The organism is Sorangium sp. So ce1036, from assembly GCF_051369805.1.
Taxonomy (GTDB): Bacteria; Myxococcota_A; Polyangia; order Polyangiales; family Polyangiaceae; genus Sorangium; species Sorangium cellulosum_F.
Genome location: NZ_JBBMOX010000001.1, coordinates 787,212 through 804,446 on the forward strand (window position 1 = coordinate 787,212; position 17,235 = coordinate 804,446).

General features: G+C 72.2%; 16 protein-coding genes. 10 read left to right on the forward strand and 6 right to left on the reverse strand.

Features of this window, described 5'->3' with window-relative positions; all coding sequences use genetic code 11:
• Positions 1-65: 65 nt before the first annotated feature.
• Both WMF31_RS02780 and WMF31_RS02785 read right to left on the reverse strand, forming a co-directional pair.
• The gene (locus tag WMF31_RS02780; RefSeq protein ID WP_436600451.1) at positions 66-1,067 is read right to left on the reverse strand and encodes an Rpn family recombination-promoting nuclease/putative transposase; all 1,002 of its coding nucleotides are present in this window, start codon (positions 1,065-1,067) and stop codon (positions 66-68) included.
• A gap of 155 nt (positions 1,068-1,222) precedes the next feature.
• Positions 1,223-2,284: an Rpn family recombination-promoting nuclease/putative transposase gene (locus WMF31_RS02785; protein ID WP_436600452.1), complete on the reverse strand. Its 1,062-nt coding sequence runs from the start codon at positions 2,282-2,284 to the stop codon at positions 1,223-1,225.
• Positions 2,285-2,668: 384 nt separating this feature from the next.
• On the opposite strand from WMF31_RS02785, the gene WMF31_RS02790 reads away from it, so the two are divergent.
• The 4 genes from WMF31_RS02790 (at position 2,669) to WMF31_RS02805 (ending at position 4,127) form a co-directional block, all read left to right on the forward strand.
• Positions 2,669-2,845 (forward strand): hypothetical protein, encoded by a 177-nt coding sequence (locus WMF31_RS02790; protein WP_436600453.1) that lies wholly within the window; start codon positions 2,669-2,671, stop codon positions 2,843-2,845.
• A gap of 126 nt (positions 2,846-2,971) precedes the next feature.
• Entirely contained in the window at positions 2,972-3,307 is a 336-nt protein-coding gene (locus tag WMF31_RS02795; protein ID WP_436600454.1) for a transcriptional regulator, read from the forward strand.
• Positions 3,304-3,870, forward strand: coding sequence for a sigma-70 family RNA polymerase sigma factor (locus tag WMF31_RS02800; protein WP_436600455.1), 567 nt, complete (start codon positions 3,304-3,306; stop codon positions 3,868-3,870). The genes WMF31_RS02795 and WMF31_RS02800 overlap by 4 nt, the downstream gene beginning before the upstream one ends.
• Entirely contained in the window at positions 3,867-4,127 is a 261-nt protein-coding gene (locus WMF31_RS02805; protein ID WP_436600456.1) for a hypothetical protein, read from the forward strand. Before WMF31_RS02800 ends, WMF31_RS02805 begins: the two co-directional genes overlap by 4 nt.
• Positions 4,128-4,468: 341 nt before the next feature.
• On the opposite strand, the gene WMF31_RS02810 is transcribed toward WMF31_RS02805, so the two are convergent.
• The 4 genes from WMF31_RS02810 to WMF31_RS02825 form a co-directional block, all read right to left on the reverse strand.
• Complete coding sequence (locus WMF31_RS02810) at positions 4,469-4,885, reverse strand: hypothetical protein (protein ID WP_436600457.1); 417 nt, start codon at positions 4,883-4,885, stop codon at positions 4,469-4,471.
• A 351-nt stretch (positions 4,886-5,236) separates the two neighbouring features.
• Complete coding sequence (locus WMF31_RS02815; protein ID WP_436600458.1) at positions 5,237-6,412, reverse strand: IS1 family transposase; 1,176 nt, start codon at positions 6,410-6,412, stop codon at positions 5,237-5,239.
• A 687-nt stretch (positions 6,413-7,099) separates the two neighbouring features.
• Positions 7,100-8,446: a c-type cytochrome gene (locus WMF31_RS02820; protein WP_436600459.1), complete on the reverse strand. Its 1,347-nt coding sequence runs from the start codon at positions 8,444-8,446 to the stop codon at positions 7,100-7,102.
• 110 nt (positions 8,447-8,556) lie between these two features.
• Positions 8,557-9,234, reverse strand: a complete 678-nt coding sequence (locus tag WMF31_RS02825) for a hypothetical protein (RefSeq protein ID WP_436600460.1) — start codon at positions 9,232-9,234, stop codon at positions 8,557-8,559.
• Between the two features lie 266 nt (positions 9,235-9,500).
• On the opposite strand from WMF31_RS02825, the gene WMF31_RS02830 reads away from it, so the two are divergent.
• The 6 genes from WMF31_RS02830 (at position 9,501) to WMF31_RS02855 (ending at position 17,075) form a co-directional block, all read left to right on the forward strand.
• The gene (locus WMF31_RS02830) at positions 9,501-10,544 is read left to right on the forward strand and encodes a BMP family lipoprotein (RefSeq protein WP_436600461.1); all 1,044 of its coding nucleotides are present in this window, start codon (positions 9,501-9,503) and stop codon (positions 10,542-10,544) included.
• A gap of 31 nt (positions 10,545-10,575) precedes the next feature.
• The gene (locus tag WMF31_RS02835) at positions 10,576-11,715 is read left to right on the forward strand and encodes an ABC transporter permease (RefSeq protein ID WP_436600462.1); all 1,140 of its coding nucleotides are present in this window, start codon (positions 10,576-10,578) and stop codon (positions 11,713-11,715) included.
• Positions 11,716-11,749: 34 nt separating this feature from the next.
• Positions 11,750-12,832 carry an ABC transporter permease gene (locus WMF31_RS02840; protein ID WP_436600463.1) on the forward strand — a complete coding sequence of 361 codons (1,083 nt, stop codon included), beginning with the start codon at positions 11,750-11,752 and terminating at the stop codon, positions 12,830-12,832.
• Positions 12,829-14,358 carry an ABC transporter ATP-binding protein gene (locus WMF31_RS02845; protein WP_436600464.1) on the forward strand — a complete coding sequence of 510 codons (1,530 nt, stop codon included), beginning with the start codon at positions 12,829-12,831 and terminating at the stop codon, positions 14,356-14,358. The genes WMF31_RS02840 and WMF31_RS02845 overlap by 4 nt, the downstream gene beginning before the upstream one ends.
• A gap of 66 nt (positions 14,359-14,424) precedes the next feature.
• Positions 14,425-16,362 carry a DUF1585 domain-containing protein gene (locus WMF31_RS02850; RefSeq protein ID WP_436600465.1) on the forward strand — a complete coding sequence of 646 codons (1,938 nt, stop codon included), beginning with the start codon at positions 14,425-14,427 and terminating at the stop codon, positions 16,360-16,362.
• Complete coding sequence (locus WMF31_RS02855) at positions 16,359-17,075, forward strand: hypothetical protein (protein WP_436600466.1); 717 nt, start codon at positions 16,359-16,361, stop codon at positions 17,073-17,075. Before WMF31_RS02850 ends, WMF31_RS02855 begins: the two co-directional genes overlap by 4 nt.
• Positions 17,076-17,235 lie beyond the last annotated feature (160 nt).

A 17,235-nucleotide genomic window follows, 5' to 3' on the forward strand; every position in this document is an offset into this window, starting at 1 on the left:
ATTCTCGCGCCCTCTTCGCCTTTCAATCCGTTGGTTGCTCCAGGGGTACAGCCGAGCCGCCCCGCTCAGCGCTCGAGCAGGACGTCGTCGAGGGTGGGCGAGGAGAGGACGCGCTCGGTCCAGCGTTCGAGCCGCGCGGCGTCGGCGGCGCGGACGCGCGCCACGACCTGTGCCGGGAGCTCGTCGAAGCGCAGCCGAAGCAGCTTGAGCAACGTGCTCCGCTGCCCTTCGAGCCGGCCCTCGCGCTCGCCTGCCAGGCGGCCCTGCTCGCGAAGGTAATCTGCGATGGTCACGATCTCCTCCTTCGCCTCCGGCCCAGCCGAGAGGAGCAGCCGCTCGAGCAGCTCCCTGGGCCGGGCCGGGTCGGCGATGTTCAAGATATACCGCCACACGCGCGAGAGCGCAGCCCCACCGCCGGGGGCGAGACGCACCTCCCGGACCACCTCGGTCCATGCGGACAGGCGCGCCACCAGGTCCTCGGGGTGACGGGCGTGCCGCAGGCACCAGAGCACGAGCCGCCCCAGCGCGGTCATGGCCCGCGCCCGGAGCGCGTCGTCCGTCTCCGCGCTGATGTCGTCCAGCACGAACCGGAAGCGCGGCACGTACTCGGCGATGAGCGCCAGCGTTTCGGGCGGCAAGTCGATCAGATCCTGGAAGGCCACCGCCGCGGTCCAGCCGGTGTCGCTGTGGTGCAGGACCACGGGCAAGATCGCTGGCAGGCGCGTGGCCTTCGGGTGGCGCTGCAGATGGCTCTGCCAGATCCGCACCATGTACTCGAGCAGACGGAAGGCCATGAGCGGGTGCGTGGTGCTCTGGTGCTCGAAGAGCAGGTAGAGCAATATCGATGCTTGCTCGCGCCTCGCGGGCTCGATGCTCGCGGAGAAGAGCAGGTCGCTGTGGCTCGCGGCGAGCTTCTCGTCGATGAAGCTGCCGGGCAGCAGCGAGAGCGACCCGAACTGGATGCGGGCGGCCAGGGCCGGTGGCAGCACCTGGCGGAGCGCCGCGGCCGCGTGCTCCGGCTGGCTGAAGGTGGCCTTGAAGAGGGCGTCGTGCGGGGTGGGCGTCATGGGGTCGGCCCCGCGGGCGCTACGCGCCGGCGGTGAGGCTCCACCCAGGAATTCCGGGGGCGCTTGCGCCGCGATCACAGATTGCGCAGGGAGCGCGGCTCAAGGTGCTCCGCCGCCGGGGCGGAGGGCCTCGGCCACCGGGGCGGAGGGCGACTTCAGCGCTCGAGCAGGACGTCGTCGAGGGTGGGCGAGGAGAGGACGCGCTCGGTCCAGCGTTCGAGCCGCGCGGCGTCGGCGGCGCGGACGCGCGCCACGACCGGAGCCGGGAGCTCGCCGAAGCGCAGCCGGAGCAGCTTGAGCAACGTGCTCCGTTGCCCCTCGCGCTCGCCCGCCAGGCGGCCCTCGCGCTCGCCCGCCAGGCGGCCCTCGCGCTCGCCCGCCAGGCGGCCCTCGCGCTCGCCCGCCAGGCGGCCCTGCTCGCGAAGGTAATCTGCGATGGTCACGATCTCCTCCTTCGCCTCCGGCCCAGCCGAGAGGAGCAGCCGCTCGAGCAGCTCCCTGGGCCGGGCCGGGTCGGCGATGTTCAAGATATACCGCCACACGCGCGAGAGCGCAGCCCCACCGCCGGGGGCGAGACGCACCTCCCGGACCACCTCGGTCCATGCGGACAGGCGCGCCACCAGGTCCTCGGGGTGACGGGCGTGCCGCAGGCACCAGAGCACGAGCCGCCCCAGCGCGGTCATGGCCCGCGCCCGGAGCGCGTCGTCGGTCTCCGCGCTGATGTCGTCCAGCACGAACCGGAAGCGCGGGACGTACTCGGCCATGAGCGCCAAGGTTTCCGGCGGCAAGTCGATCAGGTCCTGGAAGGCCACCGCCGCGGTCCAGCCGGTGTCGCTGTGGTGCAGGACCACGGGCAAGATCGCTGGCAGGCGCGTGGCCTTCGGGTGGCGCTGCAGATGGCTCTGCCAGATCCGCACCATGTACTCGAGCAGACGGAAGGCCATGAGCGGGTGCGTGGTGCTCTGGTGCTCGAAGAGCAGGTAGAGCAATATCGATGCTTGCTCGCGCCTCGCGGACTCGATGCTCGCGGAGAAGAGCAGGTCGCTGTGGCTCGCGGCGAGCTTCTCGTCGATGAAGCTGCCGGGCAGCAGCGAGAGCGACCCGAACTGGATGCGGGCGGCCAGGGCCGGTGGCAGCACCTGGCGGAGCGCCGCGGCCGCGTGCTCCGGCTGGCTGAAGGTGGCCTTGAAGAGGGCGTCGTGCGGGGTGGGCGTCATGGGGTCGGCCCCGCGGGCGCTACGCGCCGGCGGTGAGGCTCCACCCAGGAATTCCGGGGGCGCTTGCGCCGCGATCACAGATTGCGCTGGGCGAGGCGCTCCTCGCTGCGCCCGAAGCATGGGCCGGAATGCGCTGGGCGAGGCGCTCCTCGCTGCGCCTGAAACATGGGTCGGGTCGTCGGGTTGCCCTGGGCGAGGCACTCCTCGCTGCGTCTGAAGCATGGGTCGCGTCGCCGACCAGCACCTCCGCGTTGCGGCCCTCTTGCCTCACCGCGTCCAGCGGGCGGTACGCCGCCGTCGTGGGGCACGCAGCGCTCGGGACAGCGCACCCGCCCCCTGGCATCCGGACAACCGGAGCGCTGAAGACCATCCGATGCTACAGTGGTGCAGGAATTGTTCGGTGTCACAGATGCCTGCAGCCTCGGGTTTGAATTTCGGTTCAGCCCGGAGGCTGCCGGCAGCCTGGGGTTTGAATTTCAATTCAGCCCGGAGGCCGTCGGCAGCCCGGGGTTTGAATTTCAATTCAGCCCGGAGGCTGTCGGCGGTGGTGTCCTAATTTGAGGATCCTTGTCCTAGTTTGACTCCGGGTCTCGCGTGAGCGGTTAGGCTCGGCCGGAAGTAGTGCAGCCCGCGACGGGGCCAACCGTCCGGGCTGCGTGGCCGAACCCCGCACCACGAGGTCCGACGATGCAGTTGTACCTGATCCCTCCCGATGGAGGGCAAGGCGGACGTGCGCCCGCGCGCCGCCCGTACCACCGAAGCCGATCCCTCTCCCTGACCGACGTGGAGCGCATGCGGCTCCGCGCCGCCATCCGCAACCTGCGCGCGCTGTACGGCACCTGGGCCTGCTTGGCCGAGGTGATGGGCGTCAGCGCCGGGACGCTCCAGCAGCTCGCGAGCGGCAACGGCGGCTCGCACGCGATGGCCCTGCGCGCCGCGAAGGCCGCCGGAGTGAGCCTCGACCAGATCCTTGGCCGTCCGGTCGCCGCTGACCGCTGTCCGACGTGCGGGAGGAGCGGGTGAAGCGCCCGCGGAAGGGGGCTCGCCGCCCGCCTGCCGCGACGCATCCCCCGAGCTACCCGGCCTTCGAGACGATCGCAGCCGAGCGGGGGCTCATCCTGGCGACCCTCATCGCCTGCGGCGTGCCGCGGCGCGACCGGCCCGATGTCGCGCAGCAGGTGCTGCTCGGCGCGTGGCTCTCCGTGCGGCGCGGCATGTACCGGCCGGACCCGGCGATCGACCCACGGCAGGCGCTCTGCAAGTGGGTGCATGCAATCTGCTGGCGCACAGCCTCGCACTACCGCGAGCGGGCGAGCGTCCGTCATGAGGTCATCCACCCCGAGCCGCTGGGGCTTATGCGCGAGCTGGCGCGGCCGAGCTTCGAGGGGCAGCTTGAAGCGCGCGAGGTGCTGGAAGCCCTCTGGCAGCTCAAGCCGTGGCAGCTCCGGATCCTGCTCGCCGTAGACGACCCGGAGTCCCTCGGCGCGTACGCCGCGCGGCACGGGATGAACCGCAACACCGCGGCGTCCCGGCTCCGCATCGCCCGCGAAGCCCTGGCGCTGAAGCTCCGGAGGTGGCGACGATGAAGCGACGCATCGACCGGGCGCCCCGCCTCACCCGGGACGACCTGTCCAGCATCGCCGAAGCGAGCGGCCTGCTGGACGGGCTCCCCGGCGTCCGACCGTGGAACCCGCGGGCGCTGTGGCGCGCCGTGCTCGACCTCGGCGTCCGATCCGCCCGTTCCCGCAAGCGCAAGCCGCGCGCGTGGGAGCACTTCCAGCAGGCGATCGGCGCGCTGAAGGTGCTCGACGCGCTGGACGCCGCGCACGTGCGCCGGAAGTAGGCGTACCCGGGCGAGGTGCTGCGCGAGATCGCCGTCATGGCGCAGATGGCCGAGGGCGGAGGGTAGATCCGCCGGCGCAGATCGAGGTGCGATGCACCTTGCGGGGGCCTTGGCTACAAAGCCTTCTTCACAGCTTCGTAATCCAAGCCGAGATTCCGGCATGCACTGCGAATGTACACATCCGAAATCTCGGTCTTGAGGCCGTTGTGCGCAGGTATCGTGTAAGTGATACTACCCAGAATGGCTTTGTAATGAGAGCCCGTGCTAGGCTCTTCGATCGAGACTCCAAGAGCCTCGAAAACGCGCTTTATGTCGCGAAGACGGGCGGGCACGCGCGAGACTCAAGCGTGGCAGTGGATTCGGTTGCTACGCCTCGATGCCTCGATCTCCCATGCGGCAGGGACTTTCGGCTCCGTGTGCTTATCGCGGAATTCCAAGAGTAGATTGCCGGCCAGAAACAACACGTTAGTGTCGGGCTTATCCAGCATCTGCCTCATTTCCACCCGCTCTCCGTCGGTCAGAACAGACCAGAATGCCGCCCAATCCTCCTCGGGGGCCGGCTTACGGTCGCGCAGATCTTGCCCCACTTCTCGGTCTGCCATGGCAACCATCACCACTGCCTCGAAGAGCATGCGGACGGCGTGCAGGAGCGAATTCCCCTGCGTCATCACATCGATGTCGAGGCAATGCGCAAGCCACTGCCCAGGCACATCCTCGGCCGGCTTGACAGTGAACGCAAAGTTGTAGCGCTCGACCATAGAACTATCCTCGTCGCAGGTCCTGGCGCCTGCCGCGCCTAGGCGTTACCCGCCATGGGTAACCGTAGTGTCCGGATATACTTCTGTCAAGTTCCCTTTAATTCAATAATTTCAACAACTTACGGCTCGTTCCCCTTGCGCTTCCGTCGAAGCGGCACGCGGCGGACCTGTGCCCGCCACACTTTGGATGGCTCGATCTGGCGCAGCCTCGCCAGGCGATCATGCAAGGAACGGGCCACTACGCTGTGGCGAAGCGGGCGGCGGGCCTGATGGCTGAAGCCGTTCCGGATTCTGAGAATCCGTTCAGCTCGTCCCTGCCAACGCATGGCCACTGGTACAACGGCAGCGCAGCTACTCCGCGCGGTCCGGCGGATCGCCAAACAGCGATAGCTGGATCGGCTTCTGCGGCCTCGGCTGCCAAGAGAAAAGGTCAAGCTGGCACATCGGCGCTTGGGGCGCAATGGGTGGCTGCGTTAGCATGCCGGGCTGCGCTGGTAGTCCCGGCTCGTGGGGATGGCTGGCCGGGGGCGGTACCATAGGCGGAGGCTGCGGCGACAAGCGAGCCGACGGGGCAGGTCCACCCGAGACGATTCGAAGCCATCCGCGCCCGGCCGGGAGCTCCCTGGTGGGCCCCTCTGGCTTCGGGATGGCGAGCGGCTTCGGCTCGGGCTTCTCGCCAGCGGGCTCGGCCAGCGCGGCGTCCATGAGCATCTCCAGGGTCCACACGCTGTCCGTGACGCCCGCGGCCATCGCCGGGGTGATCCGCATGTTGCGCGGGATGCGGCAGAGGTTCGTGTAGACGTAGTGCAGCGCGATCGCGGCGCAGTGCCGCGATCGCTTCTTGCTGAAGGCGAGGGTGCGGCGCCGCAGCCGCGCGTTCCACTGCCGCGCGGTGAGGTTGCTCCGCTCGATCGCGTAGTTGGTCGCCTTCGCCGGGTCGGGCGTGCCGAACACGGCGCGCTTCTGGATGAAGTCGACGCCGCGCGGCACCGCGTACTTCTCCGAGACGCCCGGCTTCCCGGGGCGCGAGGAGAAGTTCTTGACGGTCTGCATGTACGGCACGGCGGGCCCGAAGTTCGCCGCGATGGGTTGCGCGTACAGCGCGAGCCCGTCGGTGGTGATCTGCGGCATGACGACGAGCCGCGCGCGCACGTCTTCGACGAGAGCATCGGCGCTCTCCTGGTCGCGCTTCCCGACGTGCCAGGCGATGATGAGCTTGCTGGTCCGGCAGATGGCTGCCCACGTCCACTGCTCGCCCACGGCCGCCGCGTCATCCTTCGCGGCGTCCACCTTGTTCTGGCGCTTCCTGCACCATGAGTGCTGTTCGTCGAGGTCTACGAGCGGGCAGGTCAGGTCGCGCACCATGCGGTCATGGAGCCGCGTGCAGCCCTCGCCCATCGCCTGCGCGAAGCGGCCGATCGTGTCCCGATGCACGCCGGTCATGCGCTCGGATGCTCGGATGCTGGTGCCGTTCACGAGCGCGGCCAACACCTCTAGCCGCCGCTCCGCTGGGAGCACGTTCGCCATGGGCCTTGCACCTCCCCGGACGCGAGCCCATGATCGTCGTGCGTAGTGCGACGGGTGGCCAACCATCCGGCGTTCCGCAGCCCCGTCGCGGGTACCAGCCGCGACGGGGCGCTTTGCCTGTGCAAGTGAGTATAACCCTTGTTTCCTGCGTCTCCAGCGCAGCTAGGACAGCGGTTGTCCGAGCCATCTGCGCAGATCCAGCGTCAAACGCGGGCTTTTATGCTCAGTCAAGGGGAACGGCCGCGCCGTGTGACATGGTCCGTCCTAGAGGCAGCGGGACGCCTTGGCGGGGCGCGTGGACGGCTGCCGGATGGCGAGATCGCGTGGTGAGGTCAGGTGTGACCGAGGAAAGCAGATGCGGGGTTGCGCGGGCCGCACGCGTTCGCGCGGTCAAGAGGCCAAGGACCCGTCTGTCCTAATTAGGACACCGCCCTGTCGGCAGCCTCGGTTTGAATTTCAATTCAGCCCCGCGACTCTCGGCAGGCTTCCCTCCCGGTGGCGTTGACCCCGCCACGCCGTGCGCGGACCGATGCCGCTCGTCAAGCGCGCGCCGCCGCGCCCCGGCCTAACGGCCGCCGCGCGCTGCCGTGAGGCCACCGCGCGCTGCCGTGAGGCCGCCGCGCGCTGCCGTGAGGCCGCCGCGCGCTGCCGTGAGGCCACCGCGCGCTGCCGCGAGGCCGCCGCGCGCTACTGAGGGCGCCCCTGCGCGATCCAGCTCTCGACGAGCTGGATCTCCTCCGGACCGAGGGCGGGCAGGCCGAGCGGCATGCCGCGCACCGCCGGATCGGGGTGGCCTGCCTCCTCCGCTTGACGCGCCACGAGCGCCGCGACCAGCCGCGAGCGGCCGCCCGGCCCGGCGGCGAAGACGCTCCGCCGCTCGCCGTGATCGTCGACGTAGCCCGCGGCGATCCCCTCGTAGGTGGCGAGGTTCAGCCCGCGCGGCTTGAACCCGAACCCCCCGGTGTTGCCAGGTCCGCCGTCGCCGAGCGCGTAATCGGGCTCGGAGTGGCAATGCCGGCACGTGACGCGAAAGACCCGGCGATCCACCTCTTCATAGGTCACCCGCCGCGTCAGGACAGGCAGCCTGTCGGGCACCCGCTCCGGCACGCGCGGCGAGAGCGGCGCGGTCAGGACGAACGCCGCGAGATCCCGCGCCTCCGCGGGCGACATCGGCAGCCTGGGCATCGGCGTGCCGGGCTTGATCGCCGCGGGATCGAGCAGCCACGCGACGAGGCTCTCCGGCTCCATGCGATCGCGCGCGACCCGGAGGTCCGGCGCCAGCGCCCCCACGGCGCGGGTCTCCTTCTCCCCTGGTCGCACCGGCGCGACCGCCGTCACCCCGGCCACCCCGGTGAAGGCATGGCAGGTGCCGCACCCCTTGGCCTCGTAGAGCGCGCGCCCCCGCGCCGCGCTCGCGCCCTCGAGCGACACGGGCGGCAGCGCCCGGCGATCGCGCGTGAGGTAGGCCGCGATGTCCGCCGCCTGCTGGGGGCCGAGCGGGAGCCGCGGCATCGTCGCGTGCAGCCGCGGCCGGATATCGCGCGGATCCAGCAGGAACCCGCGGATCCAGCCGCCGCGCACCCGGTCGCCGAGCGCCTCGAGCGACGGCACCTCGCGCAGCAGCACGAGGTGCTCGTTCCACCGCTTCAGCGCCGCGGCCGGCGCCTGGAACCGACCGGCGGCGATGTCCTGGTGGCACGCCACGCAATGGGCCTCGCGCGGCGCGGGCGCCTGCCCCGTTCCGTCATGGCAGCGGTTGCATTGAACCTCGGCGACGAGCCGCCGCCCGCGCTCCGGATCCCCGGCGGGCGCCGCTTCCACGGCCCCGGTCACGGCCATGGCGGCGGCCGCCGCCGGCGCGCCCGCCGCGCCGCCATCCTGCGCCGCCGGCGGCGCGGCGGGCGCGGGCCCCCGCGTGTCCCCGGAAGTGCACGCGGCGGCGCCCGCGGCGAGCGCGACCAGCGCGGCGAGCAGCGGACGCGCGCGCGTCGAGCGGGCGAGCGTCGGACAGGTGCCCGTCGAGCGGGGGCGCATCGAGCGGGCGGGCATCGGGCAGGTGCCCGTCGAGCGGGGGCGCGTCGAGCGGGCGGGCATCGGGCAGAGGCGCATCGGGCGGGAGCGCATCGGGCGGGGGCGCATCGGCGTCAGCTCTGCGGCCCGGTCGCGCCGCTCGTCCGGCAGAGGGCCGTGTTCTTCGCCATCGCCTCGCAGCGGCTCGCCGCGGCGTCGTGCCCTGCGCCGTCGCCCGAGAGCGCGCGCAGCCGCGCCAGGGCGGCGTACGCCTCGGGGCTCGCCAGGAGATCCCTCTCCGCCAGACCCCCGAGCAGCCGGAGCGCTTCGCCGCGGCGCTCCGGCGCCCTGGCGAGCGCCTCGCCCAGGTCGCCCTGGAGCGCCGGGTCGTTCTTCCGCTGCTCGTTCAGCCGCTGGAGCGTGCGGATCGACCAGTCGATGTTCGCCCGGCGATCCTCGGCCGAGGTCCCGCCCCACGCGCCGAGCAGCGCGCGCGGCACCTCCGCGCCGACCCCGAGCGCCCCCTCCGCGCGCGCCGCCGCCACGGCGAGGACGCGGAAGGCGCGGTTGAGCAGCGGATCTTGGCCGTGGGAGATCCGGCGGATCTCGGGGAACATGCGGATCACGCTCCCGGCGGCGACGGCGAGCCGGCCGTCGCGCAGCGCCTGCTCGGCCCGGGCGACCCCCATCACCCGGTGGTCGATGGCGGGCATCACCTCCACGCCACCGCAGGCCGACGCGTCGCCCGAGGCGACGAAGACGGACGAGGCGAGCGCAAGACACAGCGAGACTCGGACGGCAGGACCGTTCATGGAAAGACCTCCTCAGGGCAGGCGTGCGTCCCCGCAGCCCACCCCCCGGGCTCATCGGGCGCCACCGCTCGGCTGTGACAACGCTCGACCGGAAAAAGTTGCTTCCAGCGCGCGCGACCGGGCCAGGGACGAGCTCGGTCGACGCCATCCCCGGCGCAGGACACCGGACCGCCGCGCTCGCGTGTGCAAAGGTGGGCCGGTGCGATGCCGTGGTTGCCTCGGTGCGCGGCCCGGTGTCCAATGCGGCCCCTCCAAGGAGATCTGGCATGTTGAAGCAGCGGCGCCTCGCGACTGTCGTCCTTCTGGCCCTGGCCGGCGCGCTCCCGGCGTGCTCCCGCGACAAGAAGAAGGCCGACTGCGCGAGCCCCGAGGTGTTCTGCGTGGGCCTCGTGACCGACATGGGCAAGATCGACGACAAGTCGTTCAACCAGTCGGCGTGGGAGGCGATCCAGCGGGCTCAGAAGGAGCTCGGCGCCACGACCCAGTACATCGAGACCACCGACCCGAAGGACTACCCCAAGAACATCGGGACCTTCGCCGACGAGAAGTACGACGTCATCGTCACGTCCGGCTTCGGCCTCACCGAGGCCACCCACGGCGCGGCCGCGCAGTACAAGGACGTGAGGTTCATCGGGATCGACCAGTTCCAGAACCCCGGCGCCGAGAAGCCGAACGTCGTCGGCCTCGTCTTCCCCGAGGACCACGGCGGCTTCCTCGTGGGCGCCCTCGCGGCCATGGTCTCGAAATCCGGCAAGATCGGCGCGGTGCTCGCCACCGACGCCGTCCCGCCCGTCTGGCGCTTCGGCGAGGGGTTCCGCGCCGGCGCGCGCCACGTGAAGCCGGACATCGAGCTCAGCATCGTCTATCACAACGACGTCGGGTTCGATAAGACGTTCACCGACCCCGAGTGGGGCAAGACCACCGCGGTCTCGATGATCGACAAGGGCGTCGACATCGTCTTCGGCGGCGGCGGCAAGACCGGCAACGGCGCCCTGCTCGGCGCGGCCACGAAGGGCGTCTATGCCATCGGCGTCGACACCGACCAGTACTACACGGTGCCCGAGGCCCAGAAGGTCATCCTCTCCAGCGCCGTCAAGCTCATCGCCGAGGGCACCTTCGACCTCATCAGGATGGCGAAGGACGGCAAGCTGCCGAGCGGCAACTTCCAGGGCAAATCGGGGTACGCGCCGTATCACGATCTCGACAGCAAGGTCCCGGCCGAGGTGAAGGCGAAGATGGAGGAGCTCAGGAAAGCGCTCCTCGACGGGACGCTCAAGACGAACGTGCCGCCCACCAAGCCCGGCCAGTGATCTCTCCCGTGACCTCGCCGGAGTCCCAGGCATGCGCGAGAGGCTGATCCGGCGGCTCCAGCCGCTGCTCCGGCGGCTCCAGCCGCTGCTCCGGCGGCTCGAACCGCTGCGCCTGCCCGCGCTGTCGGTGTTCACCGCGATGATCCTGGGCGGCGTCCTCATCGCCCTGGCCGGGGGCAACCCGCTCGACGCCTACGCCGGCATGGCCGAGGGCGCCTTCGGGTCGCCGCGGGCCGTGAGCGAGACGCTCGTGTGGGCGACGCCGTACATCCTCGCGGGCCTTTCGGTCTCGCTGGCGTTCAGGGGCGGCCTGTTCAACATCGGCGCCGAGGGGCAGCTCGCGCTCGGCGCGCTGTCGGCCGCGTGGGCGGGCCACTCCCTGCCGCGGCTCCTCGGCGTGGGCCTGCCGGCCGCGCTGCACCTCCCCGCGACGCTCCTCCTCGGCGCGCTCGCAGGCGCGCTGTGGGGCGCGGCGCCCGGGTGGATCAAGGCGCGCGCCGGGGGGCACGAGGTGATCAGCACGATCATGCTCAATTACGTCGCCCTCAACGCGGTCAGCTTCCTGCTGAACGGCCCGATGAAGGATCCCGCCCCGGGCAACGTGCTGTCCCGCTCGCCGCTCATCGACGAGAGCGCGCGCCTGCCCGCGCTCGTCGACGGCTTCCGGCTGCACTGGGGCTTCCCGCTCGCGCTGCTCGCGGCGGCGCTCGTCGGGTGGGGGCTCCGGCGGACGGCCTTCGGCTTCGAGATCCGCACCGCCGGCCAGAACCCGGACGCGGCGCGCTACGCCGGCGTGCGGGTGAGCCGCACCGTGATCGTGACCATGGCGCTCTCGGGCGCGCTCGCCGGGCTCGCCGGCGCGCTCGAGGTGAGCGCGCTGCACCACCGGCACGAGCTCGGGTTCTCGCAGGGCTACGGCTTCGACGCCATCGCCATCGCCCTGCTCGGCAAGGCGCACCCGGGCGGGACCGTGCTCGCGGCCCTCCTGTTCAGCGCGATGCGCAGCGGCGCGACCCGGATGCAGTTCCTCACCCAGATCCCGATCGACGTGATCTCGGTCATCCAGGCGCTGATCCTGCTCTTCGTCGCGGCGGACACGCTGGTCCGGCGCATCTACCGGATCCGGGGCGAGCGCGAGCGGCTCGTGCTCACGCGCGGCTGGGGCGGCTAGGCGGCGAGACGTCGAGAGGGGCGACAGGGCGCAGATGGGCCTGAGGCGGTACGGATTCATCGCGGCGGTCGTGAGCGTGCTCGTCGGCGTCGTGACGCTGATCGGCGCGTCGCGGGTGCCGCCGCTCACGATCGTGGCCAGCATGGCGGCCACCACCCTCGCCGTGGCCACGCCGCTCACGCTGGGGGCTCTCTCGGGCGTCGTCTGCGAGCGCGCCGGGGTCGTCAACCTCGGCATCGAGGGGATGATGCTCGCGGCGGCGTTCTCCGGCTGGTTCGGGTCGATCTACGCGAGCGCGGTCCTCGGCCTGCCGCCGCTGCCGAGCCTCGTGCTCGGCGTCGCGATCGCGATCGCGACCGGGGCGGCGCTCGGCCTCTTGCTCGCCGCGCTCGCGGTCACCTTCGCGGTGGACCAGATCCTCGCGGGGACGGTGATCAACCTGCTCGCCGTGGGGATGACCGGCTTCTTCAACCGGCAGCTCTTCTTCGGGCCGGGCAGCGCGTTCGGCGGCGAGGTCCCGCACGCGCCCGGCGTGCTGCCGCGCCTCCGCGTCCCGCTCCTCGCGGACCTGCCCGTGGTCGGCCCCGTGTTCGAGCAGCAGCCGATCGCGGTCGCCGCGATCGCGCTGGTCGGGCTCCTGCACCTCGCGCTGTTCCGCACGCGCTGGGGCCTGCGCGCGCGCGCCGTGGGCGAGCACCCGCGCGCCGCCGCCACGGTCGGGATCGACGTGGCCCGCGTGCGCTACGTCAACGTCGTCCTCGGCGGCGCGATCGCGGGGCTCGGCGGGGCGTACTTCACGCTGGAGTCGGTGCCGTCGTTCGAGCCGCTCATGACGAACGGCCGCGGCTTCATCGCCCTCGCGGCGATGATCTTCGGCGACTGGACGCCGCTCGGGTCGTGGGCGGCGGCGCTCGTGTTCGGCGCGGCGCAGGCGTTCCAGATCAACCTCCAGCTCTTCCGCGATCTCATCCCGCCGTCGTGGGGGTTTTTGCAGCAGTCGTCGGTCGTCGGGCTCGTGCCGTACCTGCTCACGCTGCTCATCCTCACGGGCGTCATCGGCAAGACCACCCCGCCGGCCGCCGACGGCCAGCCGTACGAGGAGGAGGGGCACAGGTGACGCTCGTCCTCGAGGCCCGGGGGATCACCAAGCGGTTCTCCGGCGTCGTGGCGAACGACCGGGTGGATCTCGATCTCCGGAAGGGCGAGATCCACGCGCTGCTCGGGGAGAACGGCGCGGGCAAGTCGACCCTGATGAACGTCCTCTACGGGCTGACGCGCCCGGACGAGGGCGAGCTCCGCCGGGGCGGCCGGCCTGTCGCGCTGCGCTCGCCGAGCGACGCGATAGCGCTCGGGATCGGCATGGTGCACCAGCATTTCATGCTGATCCCGGTGTTCACCGTGGCCGAGAACATCGTGCTCGGCGCGGAGCCCGTGCGCCGGGGCCTGTTCGACCGGCGGCGGGCGAGCGCCGAGGTCCGCGCGCTCTCCGCGCGGTACGGGCTCGAGGTCGATCCCGACGCGCGCGTCGAGGATCTGCCGGTCGGCGTGCAGCAGCGCGTGGAGATCATCAAGGCGCTCTACCGCCAGGCCGAGATCCTGATCCTCGACGAGCCCACGGCCGTGCTCACGCCGCAGGAGGCGGAGGAGCTCTTCCGCGTGCTCCGGGGGCTCACGGCGCGGGGGGTGTCGGTGCTGTTCATCACGCACAAGCTCAAGGAGGTGCTCGCGGTGGCCGACCGGGTGACGGTGATGCGCGCCGGGCGGGTGGTGGGCGCCGCGGTCCCGGCGGAGACGGACGAGCACGGCCTGGCGGCGATGATGGTCGGCCGCGAGGTCGCGCTCCAGGTGGACCGGGGGCCGGCGAAGCCCGGGGACGTCGTGCTCGACGTGCAGCGCCTCTGCGTGGCCGGCCGGCGCGGGGCCGGCGGCGACGTGGTCCGCGAGGTGTCGTTCTCGGTGCGCGCCGGCGAGATCCTGGGCGTCGCCGGGGTGCAGGGCAACGGCCAGACCGAGCTCGTGGAGGCGCTGACCGGCCTCTCGCCGCCCCGCAGCGGGCGCGTGCTGCTCCGGGGGCACGACGTCACGGGCGCGCTGCCCCGCGCGCTCCTCTCGCGCGGCGTCGCGCACGTCCCCGAGGACCGGCAGCGCCACGGGCTGGTGCTCTCGTACTCGGTCGCCGACAACCTGGTGCTCTGCACCTACCACCGGGCCCCGTTCGCCGCGCGCGGCGTGCTGCGCGACGAGGCCCGCGACGAGAACGCGCGGCGGCTCATCGAGCGCTTCGACATCCGCGCGCCGGGCGCGGGGGCGCCCGTCTCGGCGCTGTCGGGCGGCAACCAGCAGAAGGTGATCCTCGCGCGCGAGCTGAGCCGCCCGGTGACGCTGCTCGTGGCGAGCCAGCCGACGCGGGGCGTGGACGTGGGGTCGATCGAGCACATCCACCGCGAGATCGTGGCGGCGCGCGACGCGGGGGCGGCCGTGGTCCTGGTCTCGGCGGAGCTCGACGAGATCCTGGCGCTGTCGGACCGGATCGCGGTGATGTCCCGGGGCGCGATCGTGGCGACGCGGGAGGCGGGGGAGGTGTCGCGGACCGAGCTCGGGCTGCTGATGGCCGGGGCGCACGCCGGGGCGGCGGCGTCATGAGGGGGCGGCGCGCGGCGGGCCGGGGGGTGCCGTGAGGGGGCGGAGCGCGGCGGGCCGGGGGGCGCGGTGAGGGGGCGGCGCGTCGCGCGCGCGCTGCCCGCGGCGGCGCTCCTCGCGGCGGCGGCCGCGGCCTTGCTGGCGCCGCCGTCCGCCGCCGCGCCGACGCTGGAGCAGTACCGGTATTTCCGCGCGCTCTCGCTGGACCTCCTGGGGCGGCTCCCGACGCGCGCCGAGCTCGCCGACTTCGAGGCGCCGGGCTTCGATCTCGACGCCTGGATCGAGCGCCACCTCGACGGCCCGGGGTATGTCGACCGGCTCACGCGCATCTACATGGATGCCCTGCGGCTGGAGCTCGGCCCGGCGGTCTACTTCGCGCCGCGGGCGACGACGCTCCACCGGATCGAGGTGCTCGGCCCGGACGGGAAGCCGCTTCACGTCTACTATCGCCAGAACCAGCGCCGCCTGCTCCCCGTGATCGACGGCGAGTTCTGCTTCAGCCCGCTCGAGAGCGGGCTCCGGGTGGCGAACGGCGCGCTCCCCACCGGGACGCGGATCCCCATCTCCCAGCGCCTGCTCGACGAGCGGACCACGCTCGTGCGCCCCTACTGGCTCTACCGAGATTATCTCTCGGTCTCTCCGACGCAGCGTTACGGCGCCGGATGGAAGGATCCGGACAGCGCCTATCGCCCGATACGAGCGCTCCTGTTCGAGCCGGACGGCAAGACACCGACGGTCGCGATCCGGATCTGCAAGGAGGAGGCGCAGACGGCCGACGTCGGCCACCTCTGGGCGAGCGACATCCCCCCGCTGCCGAGGGGCGCGCCGCTCCCACCGGGCCGCATCCGCCCGCCGATGCCCGACGACCCGTACGCGAAGGCGCACCGGGGCGAGCCGATCTCGTGCCGGAGCGCGCTCGCGCCGTGGATGAGCGTGGATTGCGGCTGCGGCATCGGGCTCGTGCGCTGCATGCCCGGCGAGAGCTGGTGGCGGGATCCGCGCGCCTTCCTGCTGCCGGCGCATGTGCCGCTCGGCGTCGAGGACCCCATCGGGCTCGTGACGACGACGAGCTCCGGCTGGCACAAGTTCTGGTGGGCCCAGGAGGCGATTCATTACATGAAGCACGTCTTCGGGGCGGATCGCGACTTCCGGGAGATGCTGACCGGGCGTTACACGTTCATCAACGGGCCGCTCGCGCAGTTCTATCAATCGAGCGCGCCCGGGGCGTGCTGCGCCCAGCACACGGCGTTCGGGATGCGCGACGACGAGGCGCCCCTGTTCTTGCCGAGCGCGGTGCCGTCGGTCGTCTTTCCGCACGACGTGTCGGATTGGACGTTCATCCCCGATCGCGGGCCGCGCGCGGCGGGGCTCATCACCATGCCGGTGTTCCTCACGAAGTACGCGTCGCGCCGGGCGCGCGCGGCGGCGCTTTACGATGCATTCCTGTGCAAGGGCTTCAGTGCCGAGCACGCGGAGCTCCCGCCCTCGGACGAGGTCGATCTCATGGTGCGCCCCGGCTGCGCGAGCTGCCATGCGACGCTCGAGCCGCTCGCGGCGTACTTTTCGCGGGTCGAGGAGACGACGTGGACCTATCTGCCGGCCGAGAAGTTCCCGATCGAGAACCCCTTTTGCAAGCTGAACGCCCAGGGCAAGGCGCGGCTCGTGTGCCAGCCGTTCTACGACCCTGCGTTCTCGGACCAGGAGCGCGGGGTGCTCCGGGGGGCGTACGCCTCGGAGGACCACACCGAGCGGGGGCCGGTCGGGGCGGCGGCGGATCTGACGCGGAGGCGGGAGTTCGCGTCGTGCGCGGTCCGGCGGGTGACCGAGGCGCTGCTCGGGAGGCCGGTGGGCGACGGGGACGAGGCGTTGCTGCGGTCGCTGCGCGAGCGGTTCGTGTCGCGCGGCCACCGGATGCGGGCGCTGGTGGGGGCGATCGTGCGGTCGCCGGCATACGCGCGCGGAGGGAGCGCGCGGGGCGCGGGGGAGCGCGGCGGGGGGGCGCGGTGACGGCGGGGCGGGGGAGGGCCCTGGTCCTGGCCGGCCTGGCTGCGCTCGCGGGCGCGTGCGGCCCGAAGGAGGCGGTGGCGCCGCGGCCTGCCGCTGCCGCGCCGCCGCGGGAGGCGGCGCGCGTGGCCCAGCGCCGGGCGCCGAGGGAGGACCTGCGGCTGATCCCGGCCGAGGCGTACCTCCGGACCTATCTCCGGCTGTTCGGCGGGCTGACCCTCGCCGAGGCCGAGCGCCGCGCGCGGGGGAGCGACGGGGCCGCGCTCTTCGACACCTGGCAAGACTACCTCGCTGCGCTCGGGCTGCCCGACTACAGGCTGGATCTCCCGCGCGCCACGCAGACCAACGCGCTCATGCTGGCGGCGTTCGAGCGGCTCGGCATCGCGCTGTGCGACCGCGCCCTGGAGCACGACCTCAAGGCGAAGGAGCGGGTCCCGATCGAGCGCCGGTTCATCTTCGCGTTCGACCTGCCCGGGCAGGAGCTCGACGAGGCGGCCTTCGCGCCGCGCTTCGACGTGCTGCACCGGACGTTCCTGAGCTACCCGGCGCGCCTCGCGCCGCCGGACCGGGAGGAGAAGTTCTTCGCGCTCTATGCGGGCACGGTCGCGCGGCACCGCGCGAAGGGGGCGGCGAGGTCGCGGTTCTCGCCGGCCGAGGCGGGGTGGGCGGCGGTGTGTTACGGGCTCGTGCGGCACCCGGAGTTCCACCTGTATTGACGCCCGGCTGCCACGAGGGCGCGCGGCGGGCTCTCCTGTCGTCCTCGGCATCGAGGAGCGCGCCCGCTCGCCCTGGCCTGGCTGGGACGGAAGCTCCGCTGGATCGGTAGAGCGCGCCGGGCGCATGCTCCGCCAGGGGCGTGAGCACGACGCGCTGGGC

What these genes read in the sequence shown, in the direction of transcription:
- WMF31_RS02835 (WP_436600462.1), top strand. Translation starts at nt 10,576, where the DNA reads ATGCGCGAGAGGCTGATCCGGCGGCTCCAGCCGCTGCTCCGGCGGCTC.
- WMF31_RS02795 (WP_436600454.1), top strand. Translation starts at nt 2,972, where the DNA reads ATGCAGTTGTACCTGATCCCTCCCGATGGAGGGCAAGGCGGACGTGCG.
- WMF31_RS02810 (WP_436600457.1), bottom strand. Translation starts at nt 4,885, where the DNA reads ATGGTCGAGCGCTACAACTTTGCGTTCACTGTCAAGCCGGCCGAGGAT.
- WMF31_RS02820 (WP_436600459.1), bottom strand. Translation starts at nt 8,446, where the DNA reads ATGCGCCCCCGCTCGACGGGCACCTGTCCGACGCTCGCCCGCTCGACG.
- WMF31_RS02830 (WP_436600461.1), top strand. Translation starts at nt 9,501, where the DNA reads ATGTTGAAGCAGCGGCGCCTCGCGACTGTCGTCCTTCTGGCCCTGGCC.
- WMF31_RS02805 (WP_436600456.1), top strand. Translation starts at nt 3,867, where the DNA reads ATGAAGCGACGCATCGACCGGGCGCCCCGCCTCACCCGGGACGACCTG.
- WMF31_RS02815 (WP_436600458.1), bottom strand. Translation starts at nt 6,412, where the DNA reads ATGGCGAACGTGCTCCCAGCGGAGCGGCGGCTAGAGGTGTTGGCCGCG.
- WMF31_RS02780 (WP_436600451.1), bottom strand. Translation starts at nt 1,067, where the DNA reads ATGACGCCCACCCCGCACGACGCCCTCTTCAAGGCCACCTTCAGCCAG.
- WMF31_RS02785 (WP_436600452.1), bottom strand. Translation starts at nt 2,284, where the DNA reads ATGACGCCCACCCCGCACGACGCCCTCTTCAAGGCCACCTTCAGCCAG.
- WMF31_RS02825 (WP_436600460.1), bottom strand. Translation starts at nt 9,234, where the DNA reads ATGAACGGTCCTGCCGTCCGAGTCTCGCTGTGTCTTGCGCTCGCCTCG.
- WMF31_RS02840 (WP_436600463.1), top strand. Translation starts at nt 11,750, where the DNA reads ATGGGCCTGAGGCGGTACGGATTCATCGCGGCGGTCGTGAGCGTGCTC.